Origin of the sequence: Cohnella sp. (assembly GCF_041640265.1) — a bacterium.
Taxonomy (GTDB): Bacteria; Bacillota; Bacilli; order Paenibacillales; family Paenibacillaceae; genus Cohnella.
The window spans coordinates 210,747-237,453 of sequence record NZ_JBEQAP010000003.1 but is presented as its reverse complement, the minus strand read 5'-3'; the positions used below and the strand labels follow the sequence as shown (position 1 = coordinate 237,453).

At 49.3% G+C, this 26,707-nt stretch carries 23 protein-coding genes, 1 tRNA gene and 1 other annotated feature; of the genes, 14 read left to right on the top strand and 10 right to left on the bottom strand.

What is annotated here, in order from left to right; all coding sequences use genetic code 11:
• Window positions 1–185 precede the first annotated feature (185 nt).
• The 4 genes from nirB (at window position 186) to ACESLK_RS04190 (ending at window position 4,461) form a co-directional block, all read left to right on the top strand.
• Window positions 186–2,675 carry a nitrite reductase large subunit NirB gene (gene nirB / locus ACESLK_RS04205; RefSeq protein WP_372662675.1) on the top strand — a complete coding sequence of 830 codons (2,490 nt, stop codon included), beginning with the start codon at window positions 186–188 and terminating at the stop codon, window positions 2,673–2,675.
• Window positions 2,676–2,894: 219 nt separating this feature from the next.
• Window positions 2,895–3,233: a nitrite reductase small subunit NirD gene (gene nirD, locus ACESLK_RS04200; protein WP_372662673.1), complete on the top strand. Its 339-nt coding sequence runs from the start codon at window positions 2,895–2,897 to the stop codon at window positions 3,231–3,233.
• A 22-nt stretch (window positions 3,234–3,255) separates the two neighbouring features.
• Window positions 3,256–4,101 (top strand): uroporphyrinogen-III synthase, encoded by an 846-nt coding sequence (locus ACESLK_RS04195; RefSeq protein ID WP_372662670.1) that lies wholly within the window; start codon window positions 3,256–3,258, stop codon window positions 4,099–4,101.
• Window positions 4,102–4,385: 284 nt separating this feature from the next.
• A tRNA-Thr gene (locus tag ACESLK_RS04190) sits at window positions 4,386–4,461 on the top strand.
• 332 nt (window positions 4,462–4,793) lie between these two features.
• On the opposite strand, the gene sda is transcribed toward ACESLK_RS04190, so the two are convergent.
• Window positions 4,794–4,967, bottom strand: coding sequence for a sporulation histidine kinase inhibitor Sda (gene sda, locus ACESLK_RS04185; RefSeq protein ID WP_372662667.1), 174 nt, complete (start codon window positions 4,965–4,967; stop codon window positions 4,794–4,796).
• A 330-nt stretch (window positions 4,968–5,297) separates the two neighbouring features.
• Here sda and ACESLK_RS04180 point away from each other — a divergent pair, with 330 nt between their 5' ends.
• Window positions 5,298–6,113, top strand: coding sequence for a tyrosinase family protein (locus ACESLK_RS04180; RefSeq protein ID WP_372662664.1), 816 nt, complete (start codon window positions 5,298–5,300; stop codon window positions 6,111–6,113).
• A 1-nt stretch (window position 6,114) separates the two neighbouring features.
• Here the strand turns inward: ACESLK_RS04180 and ACESLK_RS04175 are convergent, their stop codons facing one another.
• Both ACESLK_RS04175 and mscL read right to left on the bottom strand, forming a co-directional pair.
• Window positions 6,115–6,771: an NUDIX hydrolase gene (locus ACESLK_RS04175; protein ID WP_372662661.1), complete on the bottom strand. Its 657-nt coding sequence runs from the start codon at window positions 6,769–6,771 to the stop codon at window positions 6,115–6,117.
• 5 nt (window positions 6,772–6,776) lie between these two features.
• The gene (gene mscL / locus ACESLK_RS04170) at window positions 6,777–7,262 is read right to left on the bottom strand and encodes a large conductance mechanosensitive channel protein MscL (RefSeq protein WP_372662658.1); all 486 of its coding nucleotides are present in this window, start codon (window positions 7,260–7,262) and stop codon (window positions 6,777–6,779) included.
• Window positions 7,263–7,367: 105 nt separating this feature from the next.
• Here mscL and ACESLK_RS04165 point away from each other — a divergent pair, with 105 nt between their 5' ends.
• Genes ACESLK_RS04165 through ACESLK_RS04155 form a run of 3 tightly spaced genes read left to right on the top strand, consistent with a single transcriptional unit; the run spans window position 7,368 to window position 11,317 of the window.
• Complete coding sequence (locus tag ACESLK_RS04165) at window positions 7,368–9,131, top strand: ATP-binding protein (RefSeq protein WP_372662655.1); 1,764 nt, start codon at window positions 7,368–7,370, stop codon at window positions 9,129–9,131.
• A gap of 21 nt (window positions 9,132–9,152) precedes the next feature.
• On the top strand, window positions 9,153–10,271 hold the full coding sequence (locus ACESLK_RS04160) for a DNA alkylation repair protein (RefSeq protein ID WP_372662652.1): 1,119 nt from the start codon (window positions 9,153–9,155) through the stop codon (window positions 10,269–10,271).
• Window positions 10,268–11,317 (top strand): FUSC family protein, encoded by a 1,050-nt coding sequence (locus ACESLK_RS04155; protein ID WP_372662649.1) that lies wholly within the window; start codon window positions 10,268–10,270, stop codon window positions 11,315–11,317. Before ACESLK_RS04160 ends, ACESLK_RS04155 begins: the two co-directional genes overlap by 4 nt.
• A gap of 88 nt (window positions 11,318–11,405) precedes the next feature.
• On the opposite strand, the gene ACESLK_RS04150 is transcribed toward ACESLK_RS04155, so the two are convergent.
• From ACESLK_RS04150 to ilvA, 7 genes are all read right to left on the bottom strand, one after another.
• Window positions 11,406–11,720, bottom strand: coding sequence for a hypothetical protein (locus tag ACESLK_RS04150; RefSeq protein WP_372662646.1), 315 nt, complete (start codon window positions 11,718–11,720; stop codon window positions 11,406–11,408).
• Between the two features lie 244 nt (window positions 11,721–11,964).
• Window positions 11,965–12,249: a transposase gene (locus ACESLK_RS04145; protein ID WP_372662643.1), complete on the bottom strand. Its 285-nt coding sequence runs from the start codon at window positions 12,247–12,249 to the stop codon at window positions 11,965–11,967.
• Between the two features lie 12 nt (window positions 12,250–12,261).
• Complete coding sequence (locus tag ACESLK_RS04140; RefSeq protein WP_372662640.1) at window positions 12,262–12,405, bottom strand: hypothetical protein; 144 nt, start codon at window positions 12,403–12,405, stop codon at window positions 12,262–12,264.
• 81 nt (window positions 12,406–12,486) lie between these two features.
• A complete protein-coding gene (locus tag ACESLK_RS04135; RefSeq protein WP_372662637.1) occupies window positions 12,487–13,116 on the bottom strand; it encodes a TVP38/TMEM64 family protein in 630 nt (209 codons plus the stop codon).
• Window positions 13,117–13,143: 27 nt separating this feature from the next.
• Complete coding sequence (locus ACESLK_RS04130; RefSeq protein WP_372662634.1) at window positions 13,144–14,343, bottom strand: MFS transporter; 1,200 nt, start codon at window positions 14,341–14,343, stop codon at window positions 13,144–13,146.
• A 33-nt stretch (window positions 14,344–14,376) separates the two neighbouring features.
• The gene (locus tag ACESLK_RS04125) at window positions 14,377–15,519 is read right to left on the bottom strand and encodes an MGDG synthase family glycosyltransferase (RefSeq protein WP_372662630.1); all 1,143 of its coding nucleotides are present in this window, start codon (window positions 15,517–15,519) and stop codon (window positions 14,377–14,379) included.
• 124 nt (window positions 15,520–15,643) lie between these two features.
• Window positions 15,644–16,912, bottom strand: coding sequence for a threonine ammonia-lyase IlvA (gene ilvA, locus ACESLK_RS04120; RefSeq protein ID WP_372662628.1), 1,269 nt, complete (start codon window positions 16,910–16,912; stop codon window positions 15,644–15,646).
• A gap of 71 nt (window positions 16,913–16,983) precedes the next feature.
• Window positions 16,984–17,243, bottom strand: a binding site (T-box leader).
• 80 nt (window positions 17,244–17,323) lie between these two features.
• Between ilvA and ACESLK_RS04115 the strand changes: the two genes are divergently transcribed.
• The 6 genes from ACESLK_RS04115 to ACESLK_RS04090 all read left to right on the top strand — a co-directional run bounded on the left by ACESLK_RS04115 (window position 17,324) and on the right by ACESLK_RS04090 (window position 26,475).
• Window positions 17,324–17,896: a hypothetical protein gene (locus ACESLK_RS04115; protein ID WP_372662625.1), complete on the top strand. Its 573-nt coding sequence runs from the start codon at window positions 17,324–17,326 to the stop codon at window positions 17,894–17,896.
• 125 nt (window positions 17,897–18,021) lie between these two features.
• Window positions 18,022–19,212 carry a copper amine oxidase N-terminal domain-containing protein gene (locus ACESLK_RS04110; RefSeq protein WP_372662621.1) on the top strand — a complete coding sequence of 397 codons (1,191 nt, stop codon included), beginning with the start codon at window positions 18,022–18,024 and terminating at the stop codon, window positions 19,210–19,212.
• A 194-nt stretch (window positions 19,213–19,406) separates the two neighbouring features.
• Entirely contained in the window at window positions 19,407–21,743 is a 2,337-nt protein-coding gene (locus ACESLK_RS04105; protein ID WP_372662758.1) for a 3-hydroxyacyl-CoA dehydrogenase/enoyl-CoA hydratase family protein, read from the top strand.
• A 36-nt stretch (window positions 21,744–21,779) separates the two neighbouring features.
• A complete protein-coding gene (locus ACESLK_RS04100; protein WP_372662618.1) occupies window positions 21,780–22,961 on the top strand; it encodes a thiolase family protein in 1,182 nt (393 codons plus the stop codon).
• Window positions 22,962–22,982: 21 nt separating this feature from the next.
• Window positions 22,983–24,761 carry an acyl-CoA dehydrogenase family protein gene (locus tag ACESLK_RS04095; protein ID WP_372662615.1) on the top strand — a complete coding sequence of 593 codons (1,779 nt, stop codon included), beginning with the start codon at window positions 22,983–22,985 and terminating at the stop codon, window positions 24,759–24,761.
• Between the two features lie 19 nt (window positions 24,762–24,780).
• Window positions 24,781–26,475, top strand: coding sequence for a long-chain-fatty-acid--CoA ligase (locus ACESLK_RS04090; protein WP_372662612.1), 1,695 nt, complete (start codon window positions 24,781–24,783; stop codon window positions 26,473–26,475).
• The last annotated feature ends 232 nt before the right edge of the window (window positions 26,476–26,707 follow it).

Genomic DNA, 26,707 nt, shown 5'->3' with positions numbered 1-26,707 from the left:
ATGTTGACACTAAACAGATTGACCCTCTATAATATTGCTATAATTTAAGATGATCAATGCAGTGATCAGACACAATGGCGTGTTATCACTCCTGGCAGCGAAGCCTATCCTTTTGATTTCAAGAGGATGGGCTTTTTGTGTAATTTGGAAAGGTTATGCGTCGCGAACAGAGAGGAGACAAGGAAATGAAACAAAGACTAGTCATGGTTGGAAATGGAATGGCCGGGGTTGCGTTCGTCGAGCAGCTGCTGAAGCTGAATTCCCATAAATATGAAATAACAATTATCGGAGCAGAGCCGCACCCTAACTATAACCGAATTATGTTGTCATCGGTACTTGCAGGAGATGCGGAGCTGAAAGACATTGTTCTGAACGATTGGGATTGGTACAGGGACAATCACATAGAGCTGCTTACCGGCCATGTAGTAACGGGGATTGATACCGTCAATAAGAAAGTTTCCACGGATCAAGGAATGGTTGTGGAGTTCGATGAGCTTGTGTTGGCAACGGGGTCCTTACCTTTCATGCTCCCGCTTCCAGGGGCGGACAAGGAAGGTGTAATCGCCTTTCGGGACATTCGAGATTGCAACACCATGATCGAAACGAGCAAAAAGTACAAGAAAGCAATCGTAATCGGCGGAGGTCTTCTCGGCTTGGAGGCGGCGCGCGGATTACTTAACTTGAACATGGAAGTTAGCGTTGTTCATATTTTCCAACATCTAATGGAGAGACAGTTGGACCCAACCGGATCTCAGATGCTTCGCGAGCAGTTGGAAGGCCAAGGAATGAAGTTCCTTCTTGAGAAGCAATCGGATTCCATCATAGGTAAGAAACGCGTAAAAGGCTTAAGGTTCAAAGACGGTTCAGAGGTAGAGGCTGATCTGGTTGTTATGGCGGTTGGGATCAAGCCCAATGTTCAATTGGCACGTGACTGCGGGTTGGAAGTGAACCGCGGTATTGTGGTTAATGATTTCATGCAGACGAGCATACCTGGCATTTATTCCTTGGGGGAATGCGCGGAGCATCGGGGAATCGTCTATGGTCTGGTCGCCCCACTGTATGAACAAGGCGCGGTGCTGGCGAAGAAGCTGGCGGGAACGGAGGCTCCAGGTTATGCCGGCTCCGTACTATCCACTAAGCTGAAGGTGTCGGGTGTGCAAGTGTTCTCGGCAGGCCGCTTCACGGATGAGCCGGGTACGAAAGCATTGCGGGTTCAGGATGATCTTGCGGGAATCTACAAAAAGGTAGTGTTCCAAGAGGGTAAGGTAGTCGGTGCTGTTCTATTCGGTGATACGGCTGAAAGCTCGAAGCTGTTCTCCTTGATACGGAGCGGTGAAGATTTCACCGGGCGGGAGCGGGAAGTTCTTTTCGGTAACGAAGGCGGCGGCGGTCAAAGCGGCAGCACAACGACTTTAGTTGAAGCGATGAGCGGAGACGAGATCATATGCGGGTGTAATGGTGTTACAAAGGATACGATCATCGAAGCGATCAAGGAAAAAGGCTGCGTAAGCATCGGGGAAATTAAAGCCTGCACGAAGGCTTCTGGTTCCTGCGGGGGATGTAAGCCATTAGTAGAGGAAGTTCTTTCCCTCACGCTTGGAGCCGATAATGTACAGCAGGTTCATGAGGGGATCTGCAGCTGCACCCCCTTAACTCGCGATGAAGTCGTTGAAGCTATTACAAGCATGAAACTAACCACTTCCAAAGAGGTCATGCATGTTCTGGAATGGAAAAATCCAGAGGGATGCTCCAAATGCCGTCCTGCCTTGAATTACTATTTGGGAATGATCTTTCCCGACGAGCATGAGGATGAGCTGGAGAGTCGCTTTGTTAATGAGAGAAACCATGCTAATATCCAAAAGGATGGAACGTTTTCTGTAGTCCCGCGGATTTATGGAGGAGTTACTACACCGGAGGAATTGCAGCGTATTGCAGATGTCGCGAAAAAATACGATGTTCCACTAGTGAAGATTACAGGCGGACAGAGAATCGATTTGCTGGGAGTCAAGAAAGAAGACTTGCCGAACGTTTGGAAGGACCTTGATATGCCTTCAGGTTACGCTTATGGCAAAGCCTTGAGAACGGTGAAGACGTGCGTGGGCAATACATTCTGTCGCTTCGGCACGCAAGATTCCATTGGAATGGGTATCGCCATGGAGAAGAAATTCGAACGGCTCAATACGCCAGCCAAAATCAAGCTTGCCGTATCCGGTTGCCCGCGAAATTGCGCAGAGGCAACGATCAAGGATCTCGGAGTTGTTGCGATCGATGGCGGATGGGAGATATATGTCGGAGGAAACGGCGGTACTCGCGTACGGGCGGCAGACTTGCTGATTAAGGTGAAGACGGAAGAGGAAGTGCTGGAATGGACTGGCGCTTACCTGCAATACTATCGCGAGACCGCTAAATTTAATGAACGGACAGCCGAGTGGCTGCAGCGAATCGGACTTCCTAAGATCAAGGACGCTTTAGCGCTCCAATCCGAACGCGAAGCTCTGGTGAGCCGAATCGAGAAAACGCTAGATCTCATGAAGGATCCATGGCAGCAAATCATTGAAAACGCAGATCTACTTAAAGCGTTTGACTCATTAACGGCGGCTAATTCCGACTCGTCTTCCGGCGGAGCAGACAACCAGTCTCAAGCCGCGCTTGTAGAGAAACCCCCAACCGACTAACTCAATAAAAAGCTAGGTTGAGATCCGTTTGGAATGCTATACTTATTCGAAAGGGTCAGAAGGAAAGGAATGAGGATGGAGAGTTTACGTCGCCTTTAAATCCAAGTTGCAACCGCTAGGTGTGATCAAAGCAACTTGGATTTACCAGCGGCGGAATCCTCATCCTTTCCTGTCGCACCCGTATATCGAATAGGCACTTAAATATAAGGAGAGATAACCATGGCGAAAACCCTAATTGGCCATCATAAAGATTTCACTGACCGCAGAGCTAGAGTTGTTCAATCAGGCGGTGTGGAGTGGGCGGTATTCTTATTATCGGATGGCAGCTTCCGAGCCGTGGAGAATAGCTGTCCCCACAAAGCGGGTAAATTGTCGGAGGGCATCGTATGCGATCATCACGTTTACTGCCCGTTGCATGATTGGAAGATTGATCTCGATGACGGGCAGGTTCAAGCTCCCGATCATGGCTGTGTCAAGGCTGTCAGCGTGATACATGAAGAGGCGACAGGTAAAGTTTATCTTTGCAACGATACCGAGACATTACGGCGTTCATCCTGAGAATAGCGAGGGGGAATTAGGCATGGGCAAGCTGTCAGGCAGAAGCATTGCAGTCACCGGTCCACGTTGTGAAGTCGAATTTACCCGAATGGTACTTAAAATGGGTGGATCTCCTTTCATATGTCCCGCTCAAGGCAACGTCTATTCCGACGACGGATTACTCGAGGTGCAGCTTCGCAGCTTAACAACCTCCTCTATAGATTGGCTTGTGTTAACGACAGGGATCGGAACCGAAGCGTTAGTGGCTAAGGCACAGGATCTGGGGATGAAGGAAGAACTTCTTGCCTTTATGTCTAGGACGCGAATTGCCGCTCGTGGTTATAAAACAGTTAATGCGCTGCGGAAGCTGCAGATTGAACCGACCATTAAAGCAGAAGATGGAACAACGGAGGGGATATTTAAAGCTTTATCGGAATATCCGCTCCAAGGAGCTCGAATCGCACTTCAGCTCTATGGCGACCCTTCGCCCCCAATTTCCAATCGTTTACGCGAAGCTGGAGCGGAATGCATGGAGCTGCTGCCTTATATTCATGTCATGCCGGAGCCTGGACCGATAGACGAGTTGATTCACCGTTGCTTGGAAGGCTCGATGGACGCTGTTGTATTCACGAGTACCGCGCAAGCTCGCTGCATCTTTCATAGAGCTCGCGATACAAAGAAGGAACAACTTCTTCTTGCTGCTTTCGAGAACGATGTTCTCTGCATAGCGATTGGCAAAGTCACAGCCGATGCGTTGCATGACGAAGGTGTTATCCGCCTGCAATACCCGGAAGAAGAGAGGTTAGGCCCGGCTCTTGTCGGAGCGGGACGTTGGTTTGAGGAGCATGCAGACATTAAGATCACAGTGCCTGCCGAAGTAAAGCAATAGCTGCAAAATCAATTATTAAGCCCCTGACCGGAGAAACCTATCCTGCAGGGGTTCTTTGTGATACATATACAGTGATTTTTGCGTACTAAACCATCCATAATAAACCAGCGAAGTAAGGCTTGACTTTTATTTCAAAAATAACTATTCTAATAAAGGATTTGCTGATGTAGTTCGTGGGATAGCGGCTCAGGCTGATGGAAAAAACAAAGACTGAGTTTAAAAATATTCATTGCACATCCTTAAATTTTGTGATAAAGTCTTTATTTGTAAGGAAAAATTCACGTGCCGGTGTAGCTCAGTTGGTAGAGCAACTGACTTGTAATCAGTAGGTCGGGGGTTCGAATCCTCTCGCCGGCACCACCACCCTTAATTGAATGCTTTAACAGATAAGGAACCGCTTAGCCAACTTGGCTGAGCGGTTTTTTTGTTTGTTAACTATAAAGATAGTATAACTCTACGTCCAATGGCTCAGTCGACTCTAACCTGCATTTTGTACACAGGATGGGAAACCCAGTTGTCTCTAATCGCGAAAAGAACATGTAGTAAATACAGGTTTAGAGTTAATGATGATGACTAATGTCTCCGATTAAGCTTACTCGAGGGACTCGCAAATAGGGTGTGTATAGACTTTTGTGTAAAAAAAATACCTGCATCTCTGCAGGCGAGTAATATATTTAAAGGGAGGAGTTAGCTCAATGAAGCTCTCGCTGTGCCAGCACTTCTTCAATGGTTAGTTGACGGTTGATTATTTCCTTGAGGAGAACCTGAATGAATTCATCATCAGGAGAATGTTCCGCTGCCGCATTAAACTTGTTAATCAGAAAGCTGTTGTCTAAAGCAAGAATGGCATCTCTAATGTCCCTCACGTTAATCACCACCATTTGGTTGTTTGGTAAGTAAATCATAACGCCAAAGTATTAGAAATAATTGCGATAAGGTATTAAGTATTTGTTAGTTTTCAACCCTTTATTTACCATTACCCGCAGAAAGGGATATGAAACGTCACCTATACCGGGTCATCTTTACGAGGTCCACCGTCATTACGGATAATGAGATAGATAATATTCGCGGAAGACATGATCATGATAATCACCTCGGCTATATAGCCAGAGTAAGCATCATCCTCCTAAACCATTGCATATAGTATTGGCAATTAGACCGCTTGCAGCTTTGATGCGGTTAAGAGGGGGGATCTCTTGCCGAGAATTCCGAACTTTCCGCAGTACCTTGTGGAAGAGCATAAGAATTGGCACCATGCCCGGCATTATGTTGATAAGGCTAACCCTCCGGTTGGGTATGGGCTTGAGTTTCTTCAATATCATCGCAATTTTATCACTCGAGCATTAACTTGGTACCATCGTAACAGCCTTGATCCCAGCCTTGTGGAGGCATGGACATCTGTTCCGGAGCCGATCCGGCAATCGCCTTGTTACAACCAAGCGGCGGAAGCTCGAATATTGCTCCAACCGGAATCCTTCGCCACCGCGGACGAACTTGGCCGATTTGTCGAATCCTCGGACATTCATGCATGCATTCATCAGGAAGCGGCCAAATTGTTTGGGGAGTCGGATATTAACGATTTCGATACGGCCCCGCACAATACAGTTTTTTATAATATTCACGGAATGATTGATCGTTGGTGGCGGAACTGGGAGGGGTTAGGCAGGTTTCATGAAGGAGGCGCCTATTGGTGCGGTCGGTTTGACTTAGAGGAAGATGAAGTGCTGTATTACGGGATTAAGGATGGATCTTGGTGGTTGGGGAAAGCGTTGGCACGTGCAAAGGATTCCGATAGACTTCGTACGGGCGGATTGGCATGGGAATCTGCAGGAGACAGTCGGGGCTTTGGGAGAGTGAACGACGGACGTCTTTTTCGAATCTGGGATGTAGACGGGGACGGCAAGCTTGAAGTGCTATTCCGACACCCCCGACACGGATACTGGGTAGAAGGCAAGGTGAAGGGCGGACGTATCATTTGGAAGCCCATCCGCCTTCAACCTCGTAATATCTAGATTAACGCATAGCCATATCCCGCAAAAAACGGAACACGGAAATATAGTAGCCATAATCCCGGGATACGAACGAGCTGCAGGTGATGATGGTTTTGGCAGCCTTCAGCTGTCCGTTCTTTATGGTAACACCACTAACGATGAGCTCGTCTACTTTACCTTCTAATAAAGCGATAAGCTCATCCGCGTCCGCTTCATATAAGCCGGAAACTTCCTCTTCCTGCAGTGTGAAATCCATTAACTCCATTGAAGTGACTAGCCCGTATACATGGCTGACTTCTGCGTCGATATACGCCGCGCCGCCAATCTCTCCGGACGACTCTTCGCGTATGATACCATATTCGGTGAGTTCGTCGAAGGCGACTTGGACGCCAAGCTCCTCTTCCAGCTCCCGAACGGCGTCCCGCGGCGTCTCCCCAGCTGCAAGATGACCTGCTGCCGTGATATCGAAGCATCCTGGATTAGTATCCTTATTCTCAGATCGTTTCTGAAACAAAACACGAGCGCTGCGTTTGCTGCTATTGTTTACTCCATTGTTCGACAGACGGACAAGCCAGCAATGCACCGTATGATGCCATAACCCCTGCGCATGTACTTCTCCCCGTTCTGCGGTCCCTGTCCAATTGCCCCGTTCGTCATATACATCGAATATTTCAGCCATCCTACCTATACCTGTGCCGAGGAAGCTTGTACCACGGGGACAAGCTCGGAAGTGCAATGAGCGCAACGGGATGCGGCCAGAGGGACCTCGGAAAGGCAATAGGAGCATTCACGAGTTGTCGGTGCTGCGGGCTGTGTTTCTACTTCCTTCTTCCGGGTAAGCTTGTTCAAGAATTTCACGAGTAAGAATACGCAGAAGGCAACGATGATGAAATCGATAAGTACGTTGATAAAGTGTCCATAGGCGACAACGGGGATCGTAGCTGCCTGTACAGCTTCAAGTGTCTTGAGATCTGTTTTCTGCAATGGAATGAATAAATCCTTAAAGTCCACACCGCCGAGCAGCTTACCGACCGGGGGCATCACAATGTCATTTACGAGAGAAGTAACGATTTTGCCGAATGCGGCGCCAATAATGACCCCGACAGCTAAATCAACAACATTTCCTCGCATAGCAAAAGTCTTAAATTCACTAAAAACAGAACGGAACATAGAGTTTAACCTCCAATTTTTGGTTGCTCTAAAAGGAATTTGCTGGTATTCGTCGAATCTTATTACACAAAGCATTAAGAAGTCAGTTATTGCGAGGGATACAATATGAACGGCTCCATAGCTCTATTGCCTACTTTCTTCTTGCTGCTGGCACTGATAATCAGCATACTCGCATCATATACCATGTTTAACTTTGTAGGCAATCTCAAGAGAACGAATGGAACCTTTCGCCAGTTTTGGTTAGCTGGCGGCGCGTTCGTCTTTGGAGTGGGATTGTGGGCGAAGCATTTTATAACGACACTCGGCTTCAACGAACCGCTTCATTTCGATTGGTTTATGGTTGTCGCCTTAATGTTGGGTATCTTCTTCTCATTGATGGCCTTCGTGATGCTGACCTTTCAGGGCATTCTGAAGTATCGAGTGTTGCTCGGCAGCTCCATCTTATCTTTCGGAGTCGCCTTCATGTGTTATTTCAGCGGACTGGGACATCCGATTGAACGGCTCAGCATCGATATAGGCTATTTTATTCTTTCTTATTTAGTTCTTTTCACGGGAACTTATTTATCTATTTTACTCTCGGAAAGCACTCATCGTTTCAGAAAGATTATCGCCAGTGTGCTGCTGGGAAGTTCTGTGGTTATTATTCAGCTGCTCGCGCAATCGGCTCTGATTATTGAATACAAAGACGCGGCTTATCAGGATTCGGACAAGCTGAATCAGAATATTAACCTGCTTGCTATTATCGTAGGTATAGGAGCTCTGCTCATCCTGATCTCAACCTTGATTACTTGGTACATAGACAAGCGACTCAGCTTGATGGACGAACGTTACCGGCTTTTGGTGGAGAATTCGTTAGATACGATTGCCATTCTAACGGGAGACCGCTGGGGGTTCGTGAATGCTGCGGGCTTGCGAATGTTTGAGGCTGAGGTATTAAGTGAATTGCTGGGCAAATCCATTTATACCTTTCTTCCTGCCAGGGATCACCATGTGGTTAGAGAGAGATTGCACAATCTCGTATTTACTGGCAGCGGGAAGCCATTGGAACAGGAATGGTTTACTCTGAAGGGGAACATCCTCCACACTGAAATCGTAGAGACTATGACAACGCTCGATAATGAGCCGGCGATTCAGGTCATCATACGAGATATATCCGAACGCAAGAAGAATGAGGAGCTGCTTATCAATTCCGAGAAATTATACGTGGCCGGACAGTTAGCTGCGGGAATTGCCCATGAAATTCGAAATCCGCTTACTTCGCTTAAAGGCTTCCTGCAGTTAATTGTTTCCGGCAGGAAACATAATAACACTTATTATGATATTATGAACGCTGAGCTGGACCGTATCGAGGATATCGTAAGTGAACTATTGATGTTATCCAAGCCGCAGGTTTACGAGCTTGTTTATCAAGATTTGCGGGTGATGATGAGAGATACAGTTACATTGCTGGAGACTCAGGCCATTCTGCATAATATCGCGATCGAAGCGGAGTATGGCACAGATCCTCTATGGATCTATGGCGTAGAAAACCAAGTTAAGCAGGTGTTTATTAACGTCATCAAAAATGCGATCGAAGCCATGATAGACGGAGGAGCCATTAAGATTAGCCTTTCGCGCGAGAACGACGGGGTCTATGTGCGTATTCATGATGAAGGACCGGGTATCGATGAGGGCCAGCTGGCCAAAATGGGGCAACCTTTCTATACTACCAAAGAAAGGGGTACCGGTCTGGGGCTCATGGTGAGTTACAAGATTGTGGATAACCATCATGGAAAGATTAAAGTCAACAGCGAGCTGGGTAAAGGGACGATATTCGAAATCATGCTGCCTTTTCGTTATCCGGATGCCGCAATTAAGAAGAGCAGTTGAAAATGTCTGGAGGAAACAAGCGTGGCAGAACCGCTTAAGGCAATGTATAATGAGCCCTTTCTTAGGGGGTTCGCTGATAAAGTAAAGGGAGCTTATTCCTCCTTTGATGGGGAGGCGTTCGTACAGCTTGCTCTTGGATCTGGGTGGGAGGACTTGGAGCTAAAAGGACGCATGCATCGGATCTCAGAGAGCTTAGGGGCGACGCTTCCGGCTGAATATGAGCGTGCACTTGATGTGCTCGAGGCGATTGCGGACGGTTGTCAGGGGTTCCCTTATTTGTTTTTCCCGGACTTCGTTGAGATGTATGGTTTGGATCATTGGGATCGTTCCGTGGCGGCTTTGGAGAAATTCACTCGTTTGTCAAGCTCGGAGTTCGCTGTTCGGCCCTTCATCAAGCGGGATCAACCTCGAATGATGGCCCAGATGCGGGTGTGGAGCGAGCATTCTAATGAACATGTGCGGAGATTAGCAAGCGAAGGGTGTCGTCCCAGACTGCCATGGGCGGATGCGCTCCCCGCTTTGAAACGCGACCCTGAGCCGATTATGTCGATACTGGAGCAGCTAAAGTCCGACACTTCAGATTATGTAAGACGAAGCGTAGCGAATAACCTAAACGACATATCCAAGGATCACCCGGATAAGGTCCTCGTTATTGCGCGGGACTGGATGGGGAAGAGTGAACATACAGATTGGATTATAAGACATGCTTGTCGAGGGCTTCTTCGTGCGGCTCATCCAGAGGCCATGGCTTTGTTCGGCTTCGCACCTCAGCCCGGAGTCGAAGTGACGCATTGGGAGATTGCCCCTAGGGAGCTTCCGCTTGGCGGATCGATTGAATATAGATATGGTCTTCAGGTGCCTGCAGGCCAACCGATGAAGCTGAGGGTAGAGCTCGCAGTATCTTTTCCTCGATCAACCGGCCGTTACTATCGTAAAGTATTTAAGCTAAGCGAGAAGATTATTGCCGGAGGTACTCTGCTTCAAGGGGGACGAGCATTTTCCTTCGCCGACTTATCCACCCGTCGCCATTACCCAGGTAATCATCAGCTCGCTCTCGTGGTAAACGGACAGGAAGTCGCTGTTGCAAACGTCTTATTACAACCCGGAGAGGAATTAACGGAAGGTGACAAAGGCTCATGACAATTGGAGCTAGGGTACTCAAGACGGGGTTAGCCGTTGCCGTTGCGCTATGGATAGGTACGCTAGTCGGGCTGGGAGCCCCTCTTATTGCAGCCATTTCGGCTATTTTTACAATTCAGCCTTCTATTTATCGCTCGTGGATGCAAGTGCTGGAGCAATTACAGAGTAATGTGCTAGGTGCTATTATCGCAATAGGTGCCGTATTTCTAATTGGGAATACTCCCATCGCTGTTGGGATTGTTTGCATTGGGGTTATACTCTTATGTATTCGTTTGAAAACAGAGGATACGATTGCGCTGACTTTGGTCACTGCAGTTGTTATCATGGAAGCGCAAGGCCAAGGCTGGATGCTCGCCATGGACCGTTTAGCAGCCATCCTAACGGGAATGGTGTCCGCATTTGTTGTGAACGTCATGATTGCGCCGCCCCGGCATCGTAATCGCTTTGTGAAGTATGCTCAGGAAGCGCAGGCTTTGTTATCTCGGCTATTGCGTACGGCGGTATCCAATGAGTTGAAAGAGAATGTTTACCGTGATGAGCTAAAAAATCTCAGAACCAAACTGCGCAAGCTGGATGAGTTCTATGATTTGTTCGCTGAGGAGCGGGTGTGGAGGCGAAGCTCAAGGAAGAAGAGAGCGCGTCTGCTCGTCGTATACAAGGGAATGTTAACTTCTCTAGAGCGTGGAATGACGCTTATCGATGCGGTGGAGGAGCATTATTGGGCCGTCTCGACCGCTGCATCGTGGAATCGGCTCATCGACAGGCAGATAGAAGCGCTATGCGGTTACCACGAGCAGCTGTTATGGAAGTGGGAGGGGAAAATGAAGCCGGGCGCCTTGGCCGCAGCGCCGCCTCCCGAAGCCTCTATACTGTTAACCGAATTAATTGAAGAACGCGAGGTTGAAGACAAGGCCTCTCGTGCCAGACTTCTCGTCATTACATCTGCTGTTTATACCTATGATGAGCGGTTACGGCGATTAGACAAGCTGATGGAGCAATGGCTGCACCGCGAGGAACACGCTGAGGATGCGGAGGAGAAGATTTGAAGAAGCGACCCAAATTCTGTGCTTTTTGATTTAGGTGAAGTGGAGCGCCAATGTGGCTAATCTGCAGTTGGATGTAGCCGGACATGAGCTACAGCACCTTTGATGCAATAGCCGTAGAAACTACAGCTACAGCATCAAACCACCGCACCTGTGATGCATTAGCCGTAGAAACTACAGCTATAGCATCAAACCGCCGAACCTGTGATGCAATAGCCGTAGAAACTACAGCTACAACATCAAACTGCCGCACCTGTGATGCAATAGCCGTAGAAACTACAGCTACAGCATCAAACCGCCGTACCTGTGATGCAATAGCCGTAGAAACTACAGCTATAGCATCAAACCGCCGCACCTGTGATGCATTAGCCGTAGAAACTACAGCTGCAGCATCAAACCGCCGCACCTGTGATGCAATAGCCGTAGTAACTACAGCTGCAGCATCAACTGCCGCACCTGTAATCCAATAGCCGTAGAAACTACAGCTACAACATCATACTGCCGCACCTAAGAACCAAGTTAGAAATAACCGAAATAATGATTATTCTAGAAGTTTCACTTCATCCATTTCCAAACATGTGCTGAGCGAGTGGGATATTGTCATAAAGGAAAAAACCAACCGGCAAGCAGCCGATTGGTCATGTGCAAAGTTACTTTTTACCGTGATCCATCTGACGACGAGGTGAATCAATCTTACCCATTTTGTTGGTATCATCTTCCTTAGGTACGAGCCTTGGGTCGGTTCTGCCATCATGATGGTTGTCGAAGCTATACTCGGTAAGCGTCCATTCCGTATTTCCGAGAATTAAGTCGGCAGGAAACGTATCACCGCGCTTGAGCGCAAGCTCCTGCCCGTACTCGTTCTTGTAAACCCCATCCACGTCGACTTTCTCTCCGCTAAATGGATCCATTTTTTCCTTATTGTTCTCGCTCATATGGCGCACTCCTCACAATCCGTGTTTCGGAACGGCTGCTCGGTCAGCGTTTGACTGAAGCTCGCGAGCTTTCTGCTTCCCTGCTCCTGACCGATCCGCTTCTGATTGAGCTTTGCTGGCCGCTTGCTGATTGGCGGATGGCAATTCGCCGGACATGGCCATTCCCTCCTTTGCGTTCTATTTCCTCGCATAGGGTTCCACGGAAGAATGAGTGTTATGCTTGCGACAACGCAAAGCTTAGCTGAAGCGAGCCTCTAGCTTGCGCCCGCCAAGCCACATTAAGAACAGGACCACCACCGCTATAACAATGCGCCACGGCTGATCTGCCATCGCTTGAAGGTCATGTCCAAGAAATGATAGCGTAAAGATCATAACTCCTTTTCCGAGCAGCATTGCAGTCATGAATGTATGCAGCGGTATTTTGGATAAGCCGGATGCAATATTTACGAGGGCGGAAGGAGAGAATGGAAAACAAGCTAAGAGAAATATCGGAGTAAACCCCTTATTTTCGATCCACCTGAAAAACCTCTCCGATTTCGGGAAACGGCGGCGGATTAGGTCCCCGTAACGATAACCAAGCTGCCGAGCTAGCATAAACACTAACAAAGAACCTGTGCACACGCCGATCCACGAATATAGAAAACCAGCCCACATCCCGTAGGCCGAAGCATTGGCGACAACGAACACGACCAACGGTAATATGGGCAGTAACGCTTCCAGAAACGGCAGTAAAATACCGGGAAGCGGACCGAGATCGGAATAGCGTTCAAGAAGTTTTTTGATCTCTTCAAGGTTCATTGATTTCGCATAAGCGATCCAATCTTGCCACTGCTGGGAGGCCTCCACCATGAATTGCATTTTAAACATGTTATTAAGCTCCAATCATTCCGTCGGTTACTTTATCCCGCCTGTTGAGGGTGCGTCCCCCCGAAATAGACGAAAAGGAAAAAATACATAAAACATACTTATAAAAATAAACATGATGGCGGCTAAGCCGACGACGGAGGATTCGCTGTACCGTGTCGCTAGAATTCCGCCAAGTATCGGACCGATCATCCCGCCTATTCCTTCCACCGTGGAGAAAACTCCCCAGCCGAGTCCTTGCTGCCCCGGAGGCACATAAGCAGCCAAAAGCGCATTCCATGCTGGCAGGACCGCAGCATAGGAGATGCCAAGCACGAATGCCCAGAAGAAGGCGAGTGCGAGCGGCGGATGCGCGGTAAGCGCGAATAAGACGATTCCGAACGAGAGAAAGCCGACGATCAGGAACCATTTCTTACCGAATGAATCAGAGAGCTTGCCCATTGGAATTAACCCAAGGATCGTACAGCCGCCGCCAATAATAAGCAGGATGGAATAATGGGTTGCTGTCATTCCAAGGCTATTCACTGCAAAGCTAGGCAGAATGGGCAGAAGCATTCCGGCTCCAAGCGTTTGTAATACCATGCCGGGCAGCAAAGGCTTCATTTCCCTTAGACGACTTCCTAGAATGGTGAGCTGCTGACGGAAGGGAACCGTGTCTACATGGATTCCTTTGCCTCCGGTAATGAACAGGGACAATAGACAAGCTCCGAACGATACGCCAACCATAACCCAATAGGTCAAATCCAGATTGAAATCAAGAAGCAGATTGGTTACGACCGGTCCTGTACCAAGTCCGACAAGCCAAATCGTATACAAGAAGCCCATCTGTGTCGCGCGATTGTCGTCGCGAACCTTGGTTAAACAGACAATCCAGATTGGAGAGATTCCAATCCCATAGATGGCAGCAGCAGTAATAAAAATCCAAGGAACGTCTGCGAACTGCATCGCGAAGACTCCGACCAGTGAAAATGACAAGCCTATAGTTACTACGGTTCTAACGGACAAACGGTCCAACAAATATCCGATAGCTAGCTTCAAACCCGTATCCGTTAAGTAGTGAGCGGTTATCGCGGCCCCAATGACATCAAGGTCAAGACCTAGCGCTTTGTCTCCATAGATCGGCAGAAAGCTGATAAGGGAGGCTCCTCTTACAAATTCTACTAGAAATAAGATGACCAAAAGCAGCAGCATATCTGTATGGAAAAAAGATTTAATGGAAGCTCTATTCATGACTTGCGCTCCTTTAACAACCTTCATTCGATATTACACCAAAGATGTGGAAGCCTCTTCCATTATATGCAACTGTGAAGCAATATCCAAGGCAATCCGATCTGATGCCCCTTTTTTACAGAGTGAGCTTATGGCCTGTTTTATTTCCCTCCGGCGATCGGGGTTGTTAACTATCTCATCAGTGGCGGTTAATAATTGAGCGACGCTATGGCAAATAACCGCTGCGCCTTTGTTCTCCATATACCGCGCATTGTTACGTTCTTGTCCGGGAACGGGACGGTAGAGCAGCATCGGCAAATGAGCCGTCAAAGCCTCCGACAGTGTTAGGCCGCCAGGTTTCGTAATAATACAGCTGGAAATTAACATTAATTCGTCCATATGATCGACATACCCCAGGACGGAAACATCAGCATTCTGGTTGAAAAAAGCCGTTAATGCAAGTGCCATCGTTCGATTTCGCCCACATACAATGATTACCTGCACTTTACATTGCTCCACTAGCCTGCGGCTCATCTCTCCTATTTCAGTCCACGTGCTATTAGCTGCAGCCATCATAAGCACGATAGGCCTATGAGGGTTTAAACCGTAGGAAAAGGCAGCCGATAACTTAACCTTCCCGGTACAGAAGGCGGGGTGTATCGGAATGCCTGTAGCCGCAATACGATCAGCGCCAATGCCGAGGTTACACAACTGCTTGCTTATATCTTCCGTTGCCACATAATATTTATCCACCTCAGGGTGAACCCACCGAAGATGCAGGTCGAAGTCGGTGATGACGTTAAACATTGGGATTTTGCGCGGCATTCGAGAGCTTAAAGACGGAAGCACAAGAGTTGGAAAGGTATGGATAATGGCATCCGGCTGTTCAAGCTCCACTAGCTTCTGAAGAGTCTCCGCGCCGAAGGAATGGAGCCAATTAGCGAATAGGGAATCAGCCTTCATTCCTTTCGTTGTTTCATAAACCCAGCCGTAAACTTGGGGTAATACATGATAGCTTTTCTTATATACAAAACGACTTACTTGATTAATGACTGGATGTGACTCGGCAAGCAGATCAATCAGCCTTACCTCAGTATTTCCTTGCTGGATGAAGCTGTGACGGAGAGCGGAAGCGGCTTGCCAGTGGCCATCTCCGAAGAGTGCGTACAGAATGAATATTTTCCACTGTTTCGACATGGAGGCACCTCAGTTTTCTTATCGAATATGAACGGAAAGTATTGCTCATTCCTTCCCTTTCTTATTCAACTGTAACTTCCCAGTGTAAAATAGGGATTAACATGAAAACGAGGTGTGTCAATTCTTAGATTAATAGGTTAAATAATAAAGGATCTTTATTTAGTTCAATAAACTGAAATCCCTTATTGTGCATTCTATCGACCAAGCAGTCGTAGTCCTCTCGGGCTTTGAGCTCGATGCCGACCAGCGCTGGCCCGTTTTCCTTGTTGTGCTTCTTCGTATATTCGAATTGAACGATGTCATCGTTAGGACCGAGCACATCATCGAGGAACTCACGTAAAGCACCTGCCCGTTGAGGGAAGTTGATCATGAAGTAATGCTTTAAGCCTTCATAAATCAGAGAACGTTCCTTAATTTCCTGCATTCGGTCAATATCGTTGTTCCCGCCGCTGATAATGCAAACAACATTCTTGCCGCGCAGCTGGTCGGGATCTAAAGCTGAGAGAGCGGCGACAGTTAACGCTCCGGCAGGCTCCGCGACAATGGCATGTTCATTATAGAGCTCAAGTATCGTTGTGCAGACGCGGCCCTCCGGGACAAGCATTACCTCATCCAGCAAATCGCGGCAGAGAGAATAGGTAAGATCACCGACCCGCTTGACCGCAGCTCCATCTACGAACTTGTCGATATCCGTTAATGAGACGACATGATTAGCTTCTATCGCCCGCAGCATGGAGGGAGCACCTTCCGGTTCCACTCCGATAATCCGGGTCGATGGGCTTAAGGCTTTGATGTAAGCAGATACGCCCGCTGCCAATCCGCCGCCGCCAATGGTTACTAGAAGAAGATCGATAGGGAGTACGCCGCTCTCGATGATTTCTTTACCTACAGTTGCATTACCCGCAACAATACGCGCATCATCGAAAGGGTGAACGAACGGCAAGCCTTCTTCGGCACTAACCCGAATAGCTTCCGCATAGGCATCGTCGAAGGTGTCGCCGATCAGGCGAATGTCCACCTTGTCGCCGCCAAACAGCTTGACTTGGTTAATCTTCTGCCTTGGGGTCGTAGCTGGCATATAGATGATCCCGGTAATGTCCAGCTTCTGGCACGAATAGGCTACCCCTTGGGCGTGATTACCCGCGCTCGCGCAGATGACGCCTTGTTCGCGTTCTTCTAAGGATAAGGAAGAGATCAGATTGTATGCACCTCTGATCTTGAAGGAGCGTACGACCTGCAAATCCTCTCTTTTCAAATAAATATTGCATCCGAATTTCGCGGACAAGGCGCGATTATGCTGGAGAGGGGTTGGGACAACGACCTCCTGCAGCACGCGATGAGCGTTCAAAATGTCGGAGAGGGGTACAGAAAAATTAGGCAGTTGGCTGGACATACATAACCATCCTTTCTTAAGCTTGATATTTAATGTGATATCTGTTTAATCGCATAAAAAAACCGCCCCTAAAAAGGGACGGATCATTGTCCGTGGTACCACCCTCGTTCCTCGCATTACATCAAGAAGATGCAACGTTTGGCACTCGTGCGTCGTATATGTGGATACGACATCCCTTAACGAGGGAGGACGTCCGCGCCTACTGTAAATGTTCGGCGAAGCTTCTCGGGGAGGATATCGCTCTGGGCTTCAATCATCGGCTTTCACCAAATCGCCGACTCTCTGGAGATTGAACAGATCCTGAGCAACGTGTTCCCGTCAATGAATGTAATTCCTGTTATACTCTTCCCGTTCAAGGAAGTCAATTGATTTAATTCATATTTTACTTATTTTTGGGTAAAGGGGATTTCTATGAAAAAGCTGTTTATCATTCTTTTTGTGTTGTTATTCGTGGCAGTATTCTCTGGTGTAGGCGTTCTGTATTATATCAAACCCGACCAGAAGCTAGATTTGACTTATGAGAAGGTTACTCTGAAAGCGCGAGCGGTTGATATGGCACGCCGATTGTCTCCAGAGCTTATCTTAACCGGGGCGGATCTTAACAACCTTGCGAAGCAATCCTTAGCTGATCATCCGCAGGTAGAGAGAGATGTAAAGGTTATAGGTGCGAACTTTACTTTAGAAGATGATCTGCTGATTGCAGATTTGAACCTGATATGGAAAGATCTAATTTCTGCCGGATTACAGGTGACTTACCGACTGCATTGGGATAATCCGAATGTCATCGTGACCGTGGAGAAAGCCAAGATGAAGGGGATATCACTACCCGTCTCCCTATTCTCAGACCGGGTCATCCCGGTTGGACAAGAGCTTCCGAAGTTCCTGAAGATCAAGGATTTGGTGTGGGGCGAAGGGGAAGTAAAGGTTCAATTCGAGAAGCCGACGTTAAAGGAATTGCAGCAGATAATCGGAATGGGCGATTAATAGCAGAAAGCTGTTTCCACCTAAATTTTGTTTAAAGAATAGAATAAAAATAATAAGTTAGCAGGTCTTTGCATAGATTCCATAGAAATCAGTAGTATGGTTTACATAAAATGGGAAGATGGTGTGTGGAATTGAAACGTATTATGATCATTGTTCTGTCTCTGGTTCTAGCTTTATCCTTGGCGGGTACCGCCGCGGCAGCAACGAAGCCTCAATCCATTAAGCTCGTGCTGGATGGTAAGGTTGTTGAATTAAGCTCGAGTATCGAAATCAGTAAAGGGAAAACCTTCGTAGAGTTTCGCGCCTTGCTCGAGAAATTGGGTTATAAAATTGAGTACGATAAAGTGACGAAAACCATCCATGCAAAAGCGGACGGAATAACTATTGAAATGTCCGTAGGCAGCGATGTAGCGTTTGTGAACGGGAAAACGGTGCCGAGTACGGGCGAAGTGATCGCGAAGAATGGAAAGACGATGGTCGGACTTCGGTTTGCCGGAGTTATATCGAATTACAAAGTCGGATGGAACGATAAGACGCAAACCATTACTCTAACGTATCTAGGACCTGCCCCAGAGCAGAAGGCAGCAGTAAACGAGTTGTTCAATAAGCTGCTTCTTGTTGAGGCCAGCGGGGATCTCGAGGGCTTGGCTGATCTGTTCTCTGAGGATACAGTCATGGATGTCGATACCCTTAAGGAGCAATGGGCAGAGGTTAAAACCAAAACGACGATTCACGAGATAATTATCGAGTCTTTCTCAGACAAGGAAGTTATCGTTGTAACTAACGATGAAACAGTAAAGCTGAGCGGAGGATTTTTCCCTGATAATGCAGCGCAAACAAGGTATACGCTGCACGTAGACTCGGATGGATCCTTGAAGATATACGACATGGAGCCTTTAGATATAGTATTCACTAATGTGCAGGAGCTGTTCGACGAAGCCGCTGCTATTCCCGAGGCTGATAAAACGGCGATAGATAAAGTATTCGCCGAGCAATTGAAAGCAGCGAGCGAAGAAAACTTGGATAACTATTTGGCTACAATCGTAGACTTCGAAGAAAAAGAAGCTATGATCGATACCATTAAACAATTGTTCGCGACAACTACAATCAAGACAACGTTAGAGAAAATGACAATCGTTAAGTATAGCGCCGAGGACAATAGTGCGACTCTGCTGCTCTCTATGGTTTCTGAGGTGGAGCAAAGTAATGGCATGAAGGTTAAAGTGCGTGCGATTATCCTTAACGGAGCCGAGAAGACGAACGGCAAATGGCTGCTAAGCCCAGAAGCCAGGATCCTGTTCAGTGAACAGCTCTAAACTTCAATATTAGTAAGAGGAAGGCAGTTCCCCGCGAGACAGTAATGTCTAGCGGAGGACTGCCTTATTTATTTTGTGCCTTTTTTACCGATGTGAGCATATGAAGGGTTGGCTTACGAATAAATTTACGAATAGTACAAATCAGCGATGGAGGATAAAAAGCCTTCCGAGGGAGGTGATGAAGCTTGTGGATCGTGAGAAAAGCGGCTGTTATCGGGGCTGGAGTAATGGGGTCGGCCATAGCTGCTCACTTAGCAAATGCCGGAATACCTTGCCTGCTTCTAGATCTTGAGGGGCTTGCTGTTAAGGGGATAACAAATCTAAAGGAATCAAGGCCATCGCCTCTTTACGATCCGCTTTTTCTATCAAGAATACAAGCTGGGGATATGAATCGGGATTTCGGACAGCTGTCAGAATGCGATTGGATCATTGAAGCTGTATCAGAACAGTTAAAGATCAAGCAAGGTGTTTGGTCTAGAATCGATAAGGTATGGAAGCATGGGGCAATCGTTAGCAGCAATACATCCGGGCTATCGATTAATGAGGTTGCCGCTCTATGCAGTACGGAGCTTCGCCAACATGCGATGGTTACTCATTTTTTCAACCCGCCCCGTTATATGAAGCTGGTAGAACTCGTACCCTGTAAAGAGACGAACCCGCAGCTGCTTGCTGACGTTGCGCGCTTTTGCAGAGACCGGCTGGGGAAAGGCGTGGTGGTTGCCAAGGACACCCCTAACTTCATCGCCAACCGCATCGGAACCTTCGCTATGCTTGCAACGCTAAGAGCCATGGACAAACACGGACTAACGGTAGATGAAGCAGATGCGATAACGGGGCCTCTGCTCGGCAGACCCAGAAGCGCAACCTTCCGCACGCTAGACCTTATCGGATTGGATACTTTTCTGGATGTTTGCCGGAATGTTCGGGAGAAGGTTGAAGATCCACTGGAAGCGGAAGCTTTCTCTCCGCCTGCGATTGTTGAACAATTAGTTTCCCGAGGCTGGCTCGGGGAGAAAAGCGGGGGAGGATTCTACCGAAAAAATCGCGCTGAGCGGGGAGAGGAACGAATTCAAGTGCTCGATCTCGCTGCAATGACTTACGGTTCCCGCAGCAGGAAGGTCACCTCCCCCGTATTGGAAGCGGTGCGTCTGGTCCACGGAGGAGCCGCTAAGCTGCAGGTGCTGCTTACGGCGGCGGATGAGGATCGTTATGCGGCGTTTGTCCGCGAGGTTCTGGATGCCACGCTATGCTACTCGGCGGATAAGCTTGGCGAAATCGCGGATACCGTCGATGAGATCGATCGGAGCATGAGATGGGGCTTTCGCTGGGAGGAGGGGCCGTTTGAAACCTGGGATGCTCTAGGGTTAGAGGAAACTGCGGCTAGATTAGAGGGACGAGGGTTAGCTGTGCCTGCCCCGGTCGCTTCGATGCTGAATAAGGGCGTCGCATCTTTTTACGTCAGGAAAGCGGGTGTTGGATCATATTATTCTTGCGGCATATATAAGGCTATTGAGGAGCGGCCGGAGGAATTATCTCTAAGACTGTTACAAGAAAGTGGGCATACGGTGTTCACCGCGGACGGAGCCAGCTTGATTGATTTGGGTAACGAGGTAGCATGCTTAGAGTTCCATTCTCCGCATAATGCGATCGGACCGGGGGTTTTAGCCGCCATAGATCAAGCAATAGAGGAGGTGAACCGTAATTGGCGGGGGCTTGTTATGGCCAATGAAGGGCGTAATTTCTGTATCGGCGCGAATCTGATGCTGCTGCTTATGGAAGCCGAGAACGGAGAATGGGAGGAAATCGATTTCATGATCCGCGAGTTCCAGCAGAGCATGAAAGCGCTGCGAGTCATGCCTCGCCCGGTCGTGGCTGCCCCGCATCGCAAGACATTGGGAGGAGGGGTGGAGGCTTGTTTGACTGCGGATCGGATCCTGTTCTCTGCCGAGACCTATTACGGACTCGTGGAGACGGAAGTGGGTTTAATTCCTGCAGGCGGAGGCTGTCTGGCTGCGGCCGTTATGGCTCAGGAGCGTGCGGAGGCGGCAAGCCTTAAGGATGTATCATCGCCGCTTTCCCTTCTGTTCGAATCGATTGCAATGGCCAAAGTATCGGATAGCGGATACCACGCTAAACAGCTCGGATACTGGCGCTCGGGGGATGCGGTTGTTATTCGCGATGAAACAAGAGTCGCCGAAGCAAAGAATGCCGTGCTGGAGCTGGATCGCTTGGGATACCCGGTACCTGTCGCCGACAGGCGAGTTACAGTTGGCGGGCGAGAAAACGCGGCAGCGCTCAAGCTGGCTGTCTCATCGAAGCGTCGCAGCGGCCAAATCTCGGAGCACGATGCCCTAATTGCCGGAAGGTTAGCCGATGTCATGACAGGAGGAGCAGTCCCGGCGGGAACTATCGTCTCGGAGCAGTATTTGCTCGATCTGGAGCGGGAAACGTTACTCAGTCTGTGCGGACAACCGTTAACTCAAGACCGTATGCGCCATATGCTTGCCGCTGGTAAGCCTCTTCGTAATTGAGGTGCTCGCTGGGAGGATGTAGAGAGGAGGAGACCCATGAGGGAAGCGGTCATTGTGTCGGCGGTACGTACGGCGGTGGGCCGGAGCAGAAGGGGCTGCTTCGCGCAAACTCGCCCGGAAGACTTGGGTGCCGCAGTGCTCCGGGAAGCAGTGGCGCGGACCCCTGGGCTGCAGCTGTCCGAAATCGATGACGTCGTCATCGGATGCGCGATGCCGGAAGGAGAGCAAGGGCTTAACGTCGCCCGGCTGATTGCGCTGCACGCCGGGTTCCCGGTTCACGTTCCTGCCGTCACCGTGAACCGGTTCTGCGCGTCCGGCCTGCAGGCGATCGCCCAAGCGGCCGCGGCAGTGCAGTGCGGCGCCGCCGAGACCATTGTCGCCGGCGGCGTGGAGAGCATGAGCCGGATTCCGTTATCCGGCTTCAAGCCTTCCCCGCATCCCGGTCTCTGGGATGCGATGCCTTCCGCCTACATGGGCATGGGCCATACGGCGGAGCTCGTTGCTAAGCGCTGCGGTATTACGCGCGAGCTGCAGGATCAGTTCGCTGCGGACAGCCATCGCAAAGCCGCCTTGGCGGTTGCCTCCGGACGATTCCTAGAGGAAATCGTCCCTGTCCACACGACCTTAAACCTTACGGAACCAGCGAATGGTTATCCGCGTTCGCTATCTGCCACCATCGACACGGATGAATGTGTTCGCCCGGACATTACCTTAGAGCAGCTGGCTTTGCTGAAGCCGTCATTCAACCTGACTGGTACGGTGACAACGGGCAACTCTTCGCCTCTTAGTGACGGAGCGGCAGCTGTTATTGTCATGAGCCGCGAAAGAGCCGAGGCTCTTGGTGTACAGCCGCTGGCTGTTTTTCGAGCGTATGCAGTAGCCGGAGTACAGCCGGAGATCATGGGGCTGGGTCCAGTTGACGCCGTTCCGAAAGCACTTCAGCAAGCTAAGCTTATAACCGAGCAAATTTCATTGTGGGAAGTTAACGAGGCTTTCGCCGCACAATGCATCCCTGTTATTGATCGCTTGGAAATGGATCCCGATCTAGTTAACGTGAACGGTGGAGGAATCGCTCTTGGTCATCCGTTAGGCTGCACGGGGGCGAGGTTGACTGTAACGCTGCTGAACGAGCTCGCGCGATTGGGAGGCGGGTATGGCGTCGTAACGATGTGTGCAGGCGGCGGAATGGGCGCAGCGGGGGTGTTGGAGGTTTATTAACTCAAGAGGAGGTGGCGCACGATGACAACTCCTGTATGGGGCGGCGGTCGCTTCATTGTGGATGATGCCCAGCCAGGGCAAATCGTGACGCCTGAGGATTTCACGGAGGAGCAGCGGCAGTTGGCTGAGATTGTCCGTGTTTTCGTTGAGCGGGAAGTCTTACCCTGCGATGCAGAGCTTGAGAAGCTCGACTATTCTTTAACCGTCCAGCTGATGCTCAAGGCTGGAGAGCTCGGGGTTCTAGGCGCAGACGTTCCGAAAGCCTATGGAGGCTTGGGATTAGACAAAATAAGCACGACGCTGCTCGCAGAAGCCCTATCCCCAGCCTCATCCTTTGCTCTCTCCGTTGGCGCTCATACGGGGATCGGTACGCTGCCCATTGTGTTCTTCGGTACATCGGAGCAGAAGCGTCAATTTCTCCCAAGCCTCGCATCCGGTCAGCGAATTGCAGCCTATTGCCTGACGGAGCCGGGCTCCGGTTCAGATGCATTAGGGGCGAGGACAACGGCGGTGAAAACCGCGGATGGGGCTCACTACACTCTGAACGGCTCCAAGCTGTACATTACAAATGCGGGTTTTGCGGATGTGTTCATTGTCTACGCGAAGGTAGACGGCACTCATTTCAGTGCTTTCATTGTGGAGAGAGACACGCCCGGTTTCACGATCGGACCGGAGGAACGCAAGATGGGGATCAAGGGCTCATCCACCTGCCCGTTATTTTTCGAGGAAACGCGCATTCCTGCGGGCAATCTCCTAGGAGAGTCAGGCAAAGGTCACCTCATTGCCTTTAATATCCTGAACATCGGCCGGTTTAAGCTGGCGGCAGCTTGTCTGGGGGGGATGAAGGAGGCCATTAAGCTATCCGCAACCTATGCCAATCAGCGCAAGCAATTCGGTAAGGCTATTTCCTCGTTTCCGTTAATCGCAGCGAAGCTGGCTGATATGAATACGCTGACTTATGTGACTGAAAGTATGGTTTACCGTACTGCAGGTCTTATAGATGAGTCGCTGGGGCAAGCGGACTTGGGGGGTGCCGGCGGGGGATTGGAGGCGGCGAACGCCATTGCGGAATATGCATTGGAATGCTCGATTAACAAGGTATTCGCCTCTGAGGCTCTGGATGCGGTTGTCGATGAAGGGGTTCAGATTCATGGAGGCTGCGGGTACATTCAGGATTACAAAATTGAACGACTATATAGAGATTCGCGTATTAATCGAATTTTTGAAGGGACGAATGAAATAAACCGGCTCCTTATTCCCGCAACCCTGCTCAAACGTGCGTTAAAAGGGGAGATTCCTCTGATTGAGAGAGCGCTGCAAGTACAGAAGGAGCTTCTTCAACCGGCTTCATTATCCGCTATGCCGGAAGCGCCGCTGATGAAGCAAATCGCTATTGTAGCCGTACTGAAGAAAGTCTTTCTTATGGTAGGCGGGCTAGCGGTGCAGAAGCATGGTTTGCGCCTTGAACGCGAACAGGAAATCGTCGCTTCGCTTGCCGACTTGATGATCGACCTCTATGCATTAGAAAGCGCGCTTTTGAGGACACGTAAGCTGCTGCTGAATAATCCCAGCGCGCAAGCCTTAAGTAATCCAATGGATATGACGGCGTTATTCGCGGAACAAGCGATCGAGAGAGCCGGGCAGCGAGCTCGTTATATGTTGTCGTCATTGGAGAAAGGCGAAAGCTTGAAGCTTCATTTATCCGTGCTAAAGCGGTTGCTTAGATTCGAATCGGCTGATTTAAGCGCTCTTCGCAAACGTATTTCCAATCGTGTGATTGCTGCTGAGAGTTACGCCTAACTCTGAGGGGGGAAGCGTTATGAGTGAGGATTCTGATCGTCCGGAAAACCAGCGTCCTTGGCTTCGTCATTATCCAAGGGAGGTTTCTCCGTCTTATACTTATCCAATTCAGAATATTGCCCAATTCCTGATCGACTCCGCTCGCGATTATCCGAGCCATGAAGCGCTCGATTTTCTCGGCAAGAGCTATTCCTACAAGGAACTGCTAAGAAATTGCTATCAAATGGGGAATGCTCTAAAGTCCTTCAACATCATAAAGAGACAAAGAGTTGCCATCATGCTTCCGAATTGCCCTCAAGCGGTAATCGCTTATTATGGGGCGCTGCTGGCTGGAGCAACGGTCGTCGAGACGAATCCGCTCTATGCGGAACGGGAGCTGCACGGTCAGCTGGTGGATTCGGGTGCGGTTATGCTTATCACATTGGATTTGCTCATGCCCCGAGTCGGTAAAGCGAAAGAAAACACGGCCATAGAACAAATCATCGTAACCTCGTTGTCCGACGGGCTCCCTTTTCCGAAAAATATGCTCTACCCCCTGAAGCGCCGCAAAGAGTATCCCCAGCTAAAGGTGAATTACAAAACGGCTGGGATCATACGTTGGTCAAGTATACTCAAAAGCTCTTCGGAAGCTCCGCTCTGCGAGGAGGTAAACTCCGATTCAGATCTAGCCATCATTCAATACACAGGAGGCACGACAGGCAAACCCAAAGGGGTCATGCTGACGCATGCCAATCTCGTCGCCAACACCGTTCAGGTGGCTGTATGGTGTTATGGGATGGAGCAGGGGAAGGAAAAGTATTTGGCCGCATTGCCGTTATTTCATGTGTTCGGGTTGACTGTTCTGCTTCATCAAGCGGTATATCGAGCGGGTTCGCTGCTGCTGGTGCCGCGTTTTGATCCGAAAATGGTGCTGGAAACGATTCGAAGGCGTAAGCCGACCGTTTTTCCGGGCGCGCCAACAATGTATATTGCCATGATCAATCATGCGCTTACGACGGATGTTGATTTAGGTTCCATTCGAGTGTGCGTGAGCGGAGCAGCTCCTCTGCCGAGTGATGTGCAAGTGAAATTCGAGCAGCAATCCGGAGGACGGTTGATTGAGGGATATGGTTTAACTGAGGCATCGCCGGTTGTAATCTGCAATCCGATATGGGGCTTCCGCAAACCCGGTGCAATCGGTATTCCCCTTCCGGATACGGATGTAAGAATTGCTGGTCCAGACAGCTTGGAACCGCTTCCGATCGGAGAGATTGGAGAGCTTATTGTTCAGGGGCCGCAGGTGATGGCGGGATACTGGAACCGTCCTGAGGAGACGGCGGCGGTTCTGCAGGGTGGATGGCTGCGGACGGGCGACCTCGGAACGATGGATGAAGATGGTTTCTTCAAAATTATGGACCGGAAAAAAGATATCATCCTAGCGGGCGGATTTAACGTGTACCCGCGAGAGGTGGAGGAGGTTCTATTCGAGCATCCCGCAGTTGTGGAAGCATCCGTCCTTGGCGTTCCGGATTCTTATCGCGGAGAAACGGTTAAAGCCTATATCGTCCTGCGCAAAGGCTGGCAGGTATCCGAGATGCAGCTGGATCGATGGTGCAGGGATCGGCTTGCTGCCTATAAGGTGCCGAGACAATATGAATTCAGAGAAAATCTCCCGCAGTCCATGATCGGTAAAGTACTGCGTCGTAAGCTGAGAGAGGAAGAGGAAACGGACTGAAGAGGAAAGGAACATTAATTTATCCTAAAATTTGGTTGGCGTTCATTGAAGGAATTCATAGTTTTCGCTATAATATAAACATGTGCGAAAACTAAACTCCTTCTCTAAAAATAAAGGAAAGCGTTTACAATATTGACGAATGTAAAGTTATCGTAAGCATGGGGGTGAAGAACTTGACGGAAAGTGAGCGAAATGAACAAAAAGGGAGGGAAAAACTCAAGTTTAAAGGGAA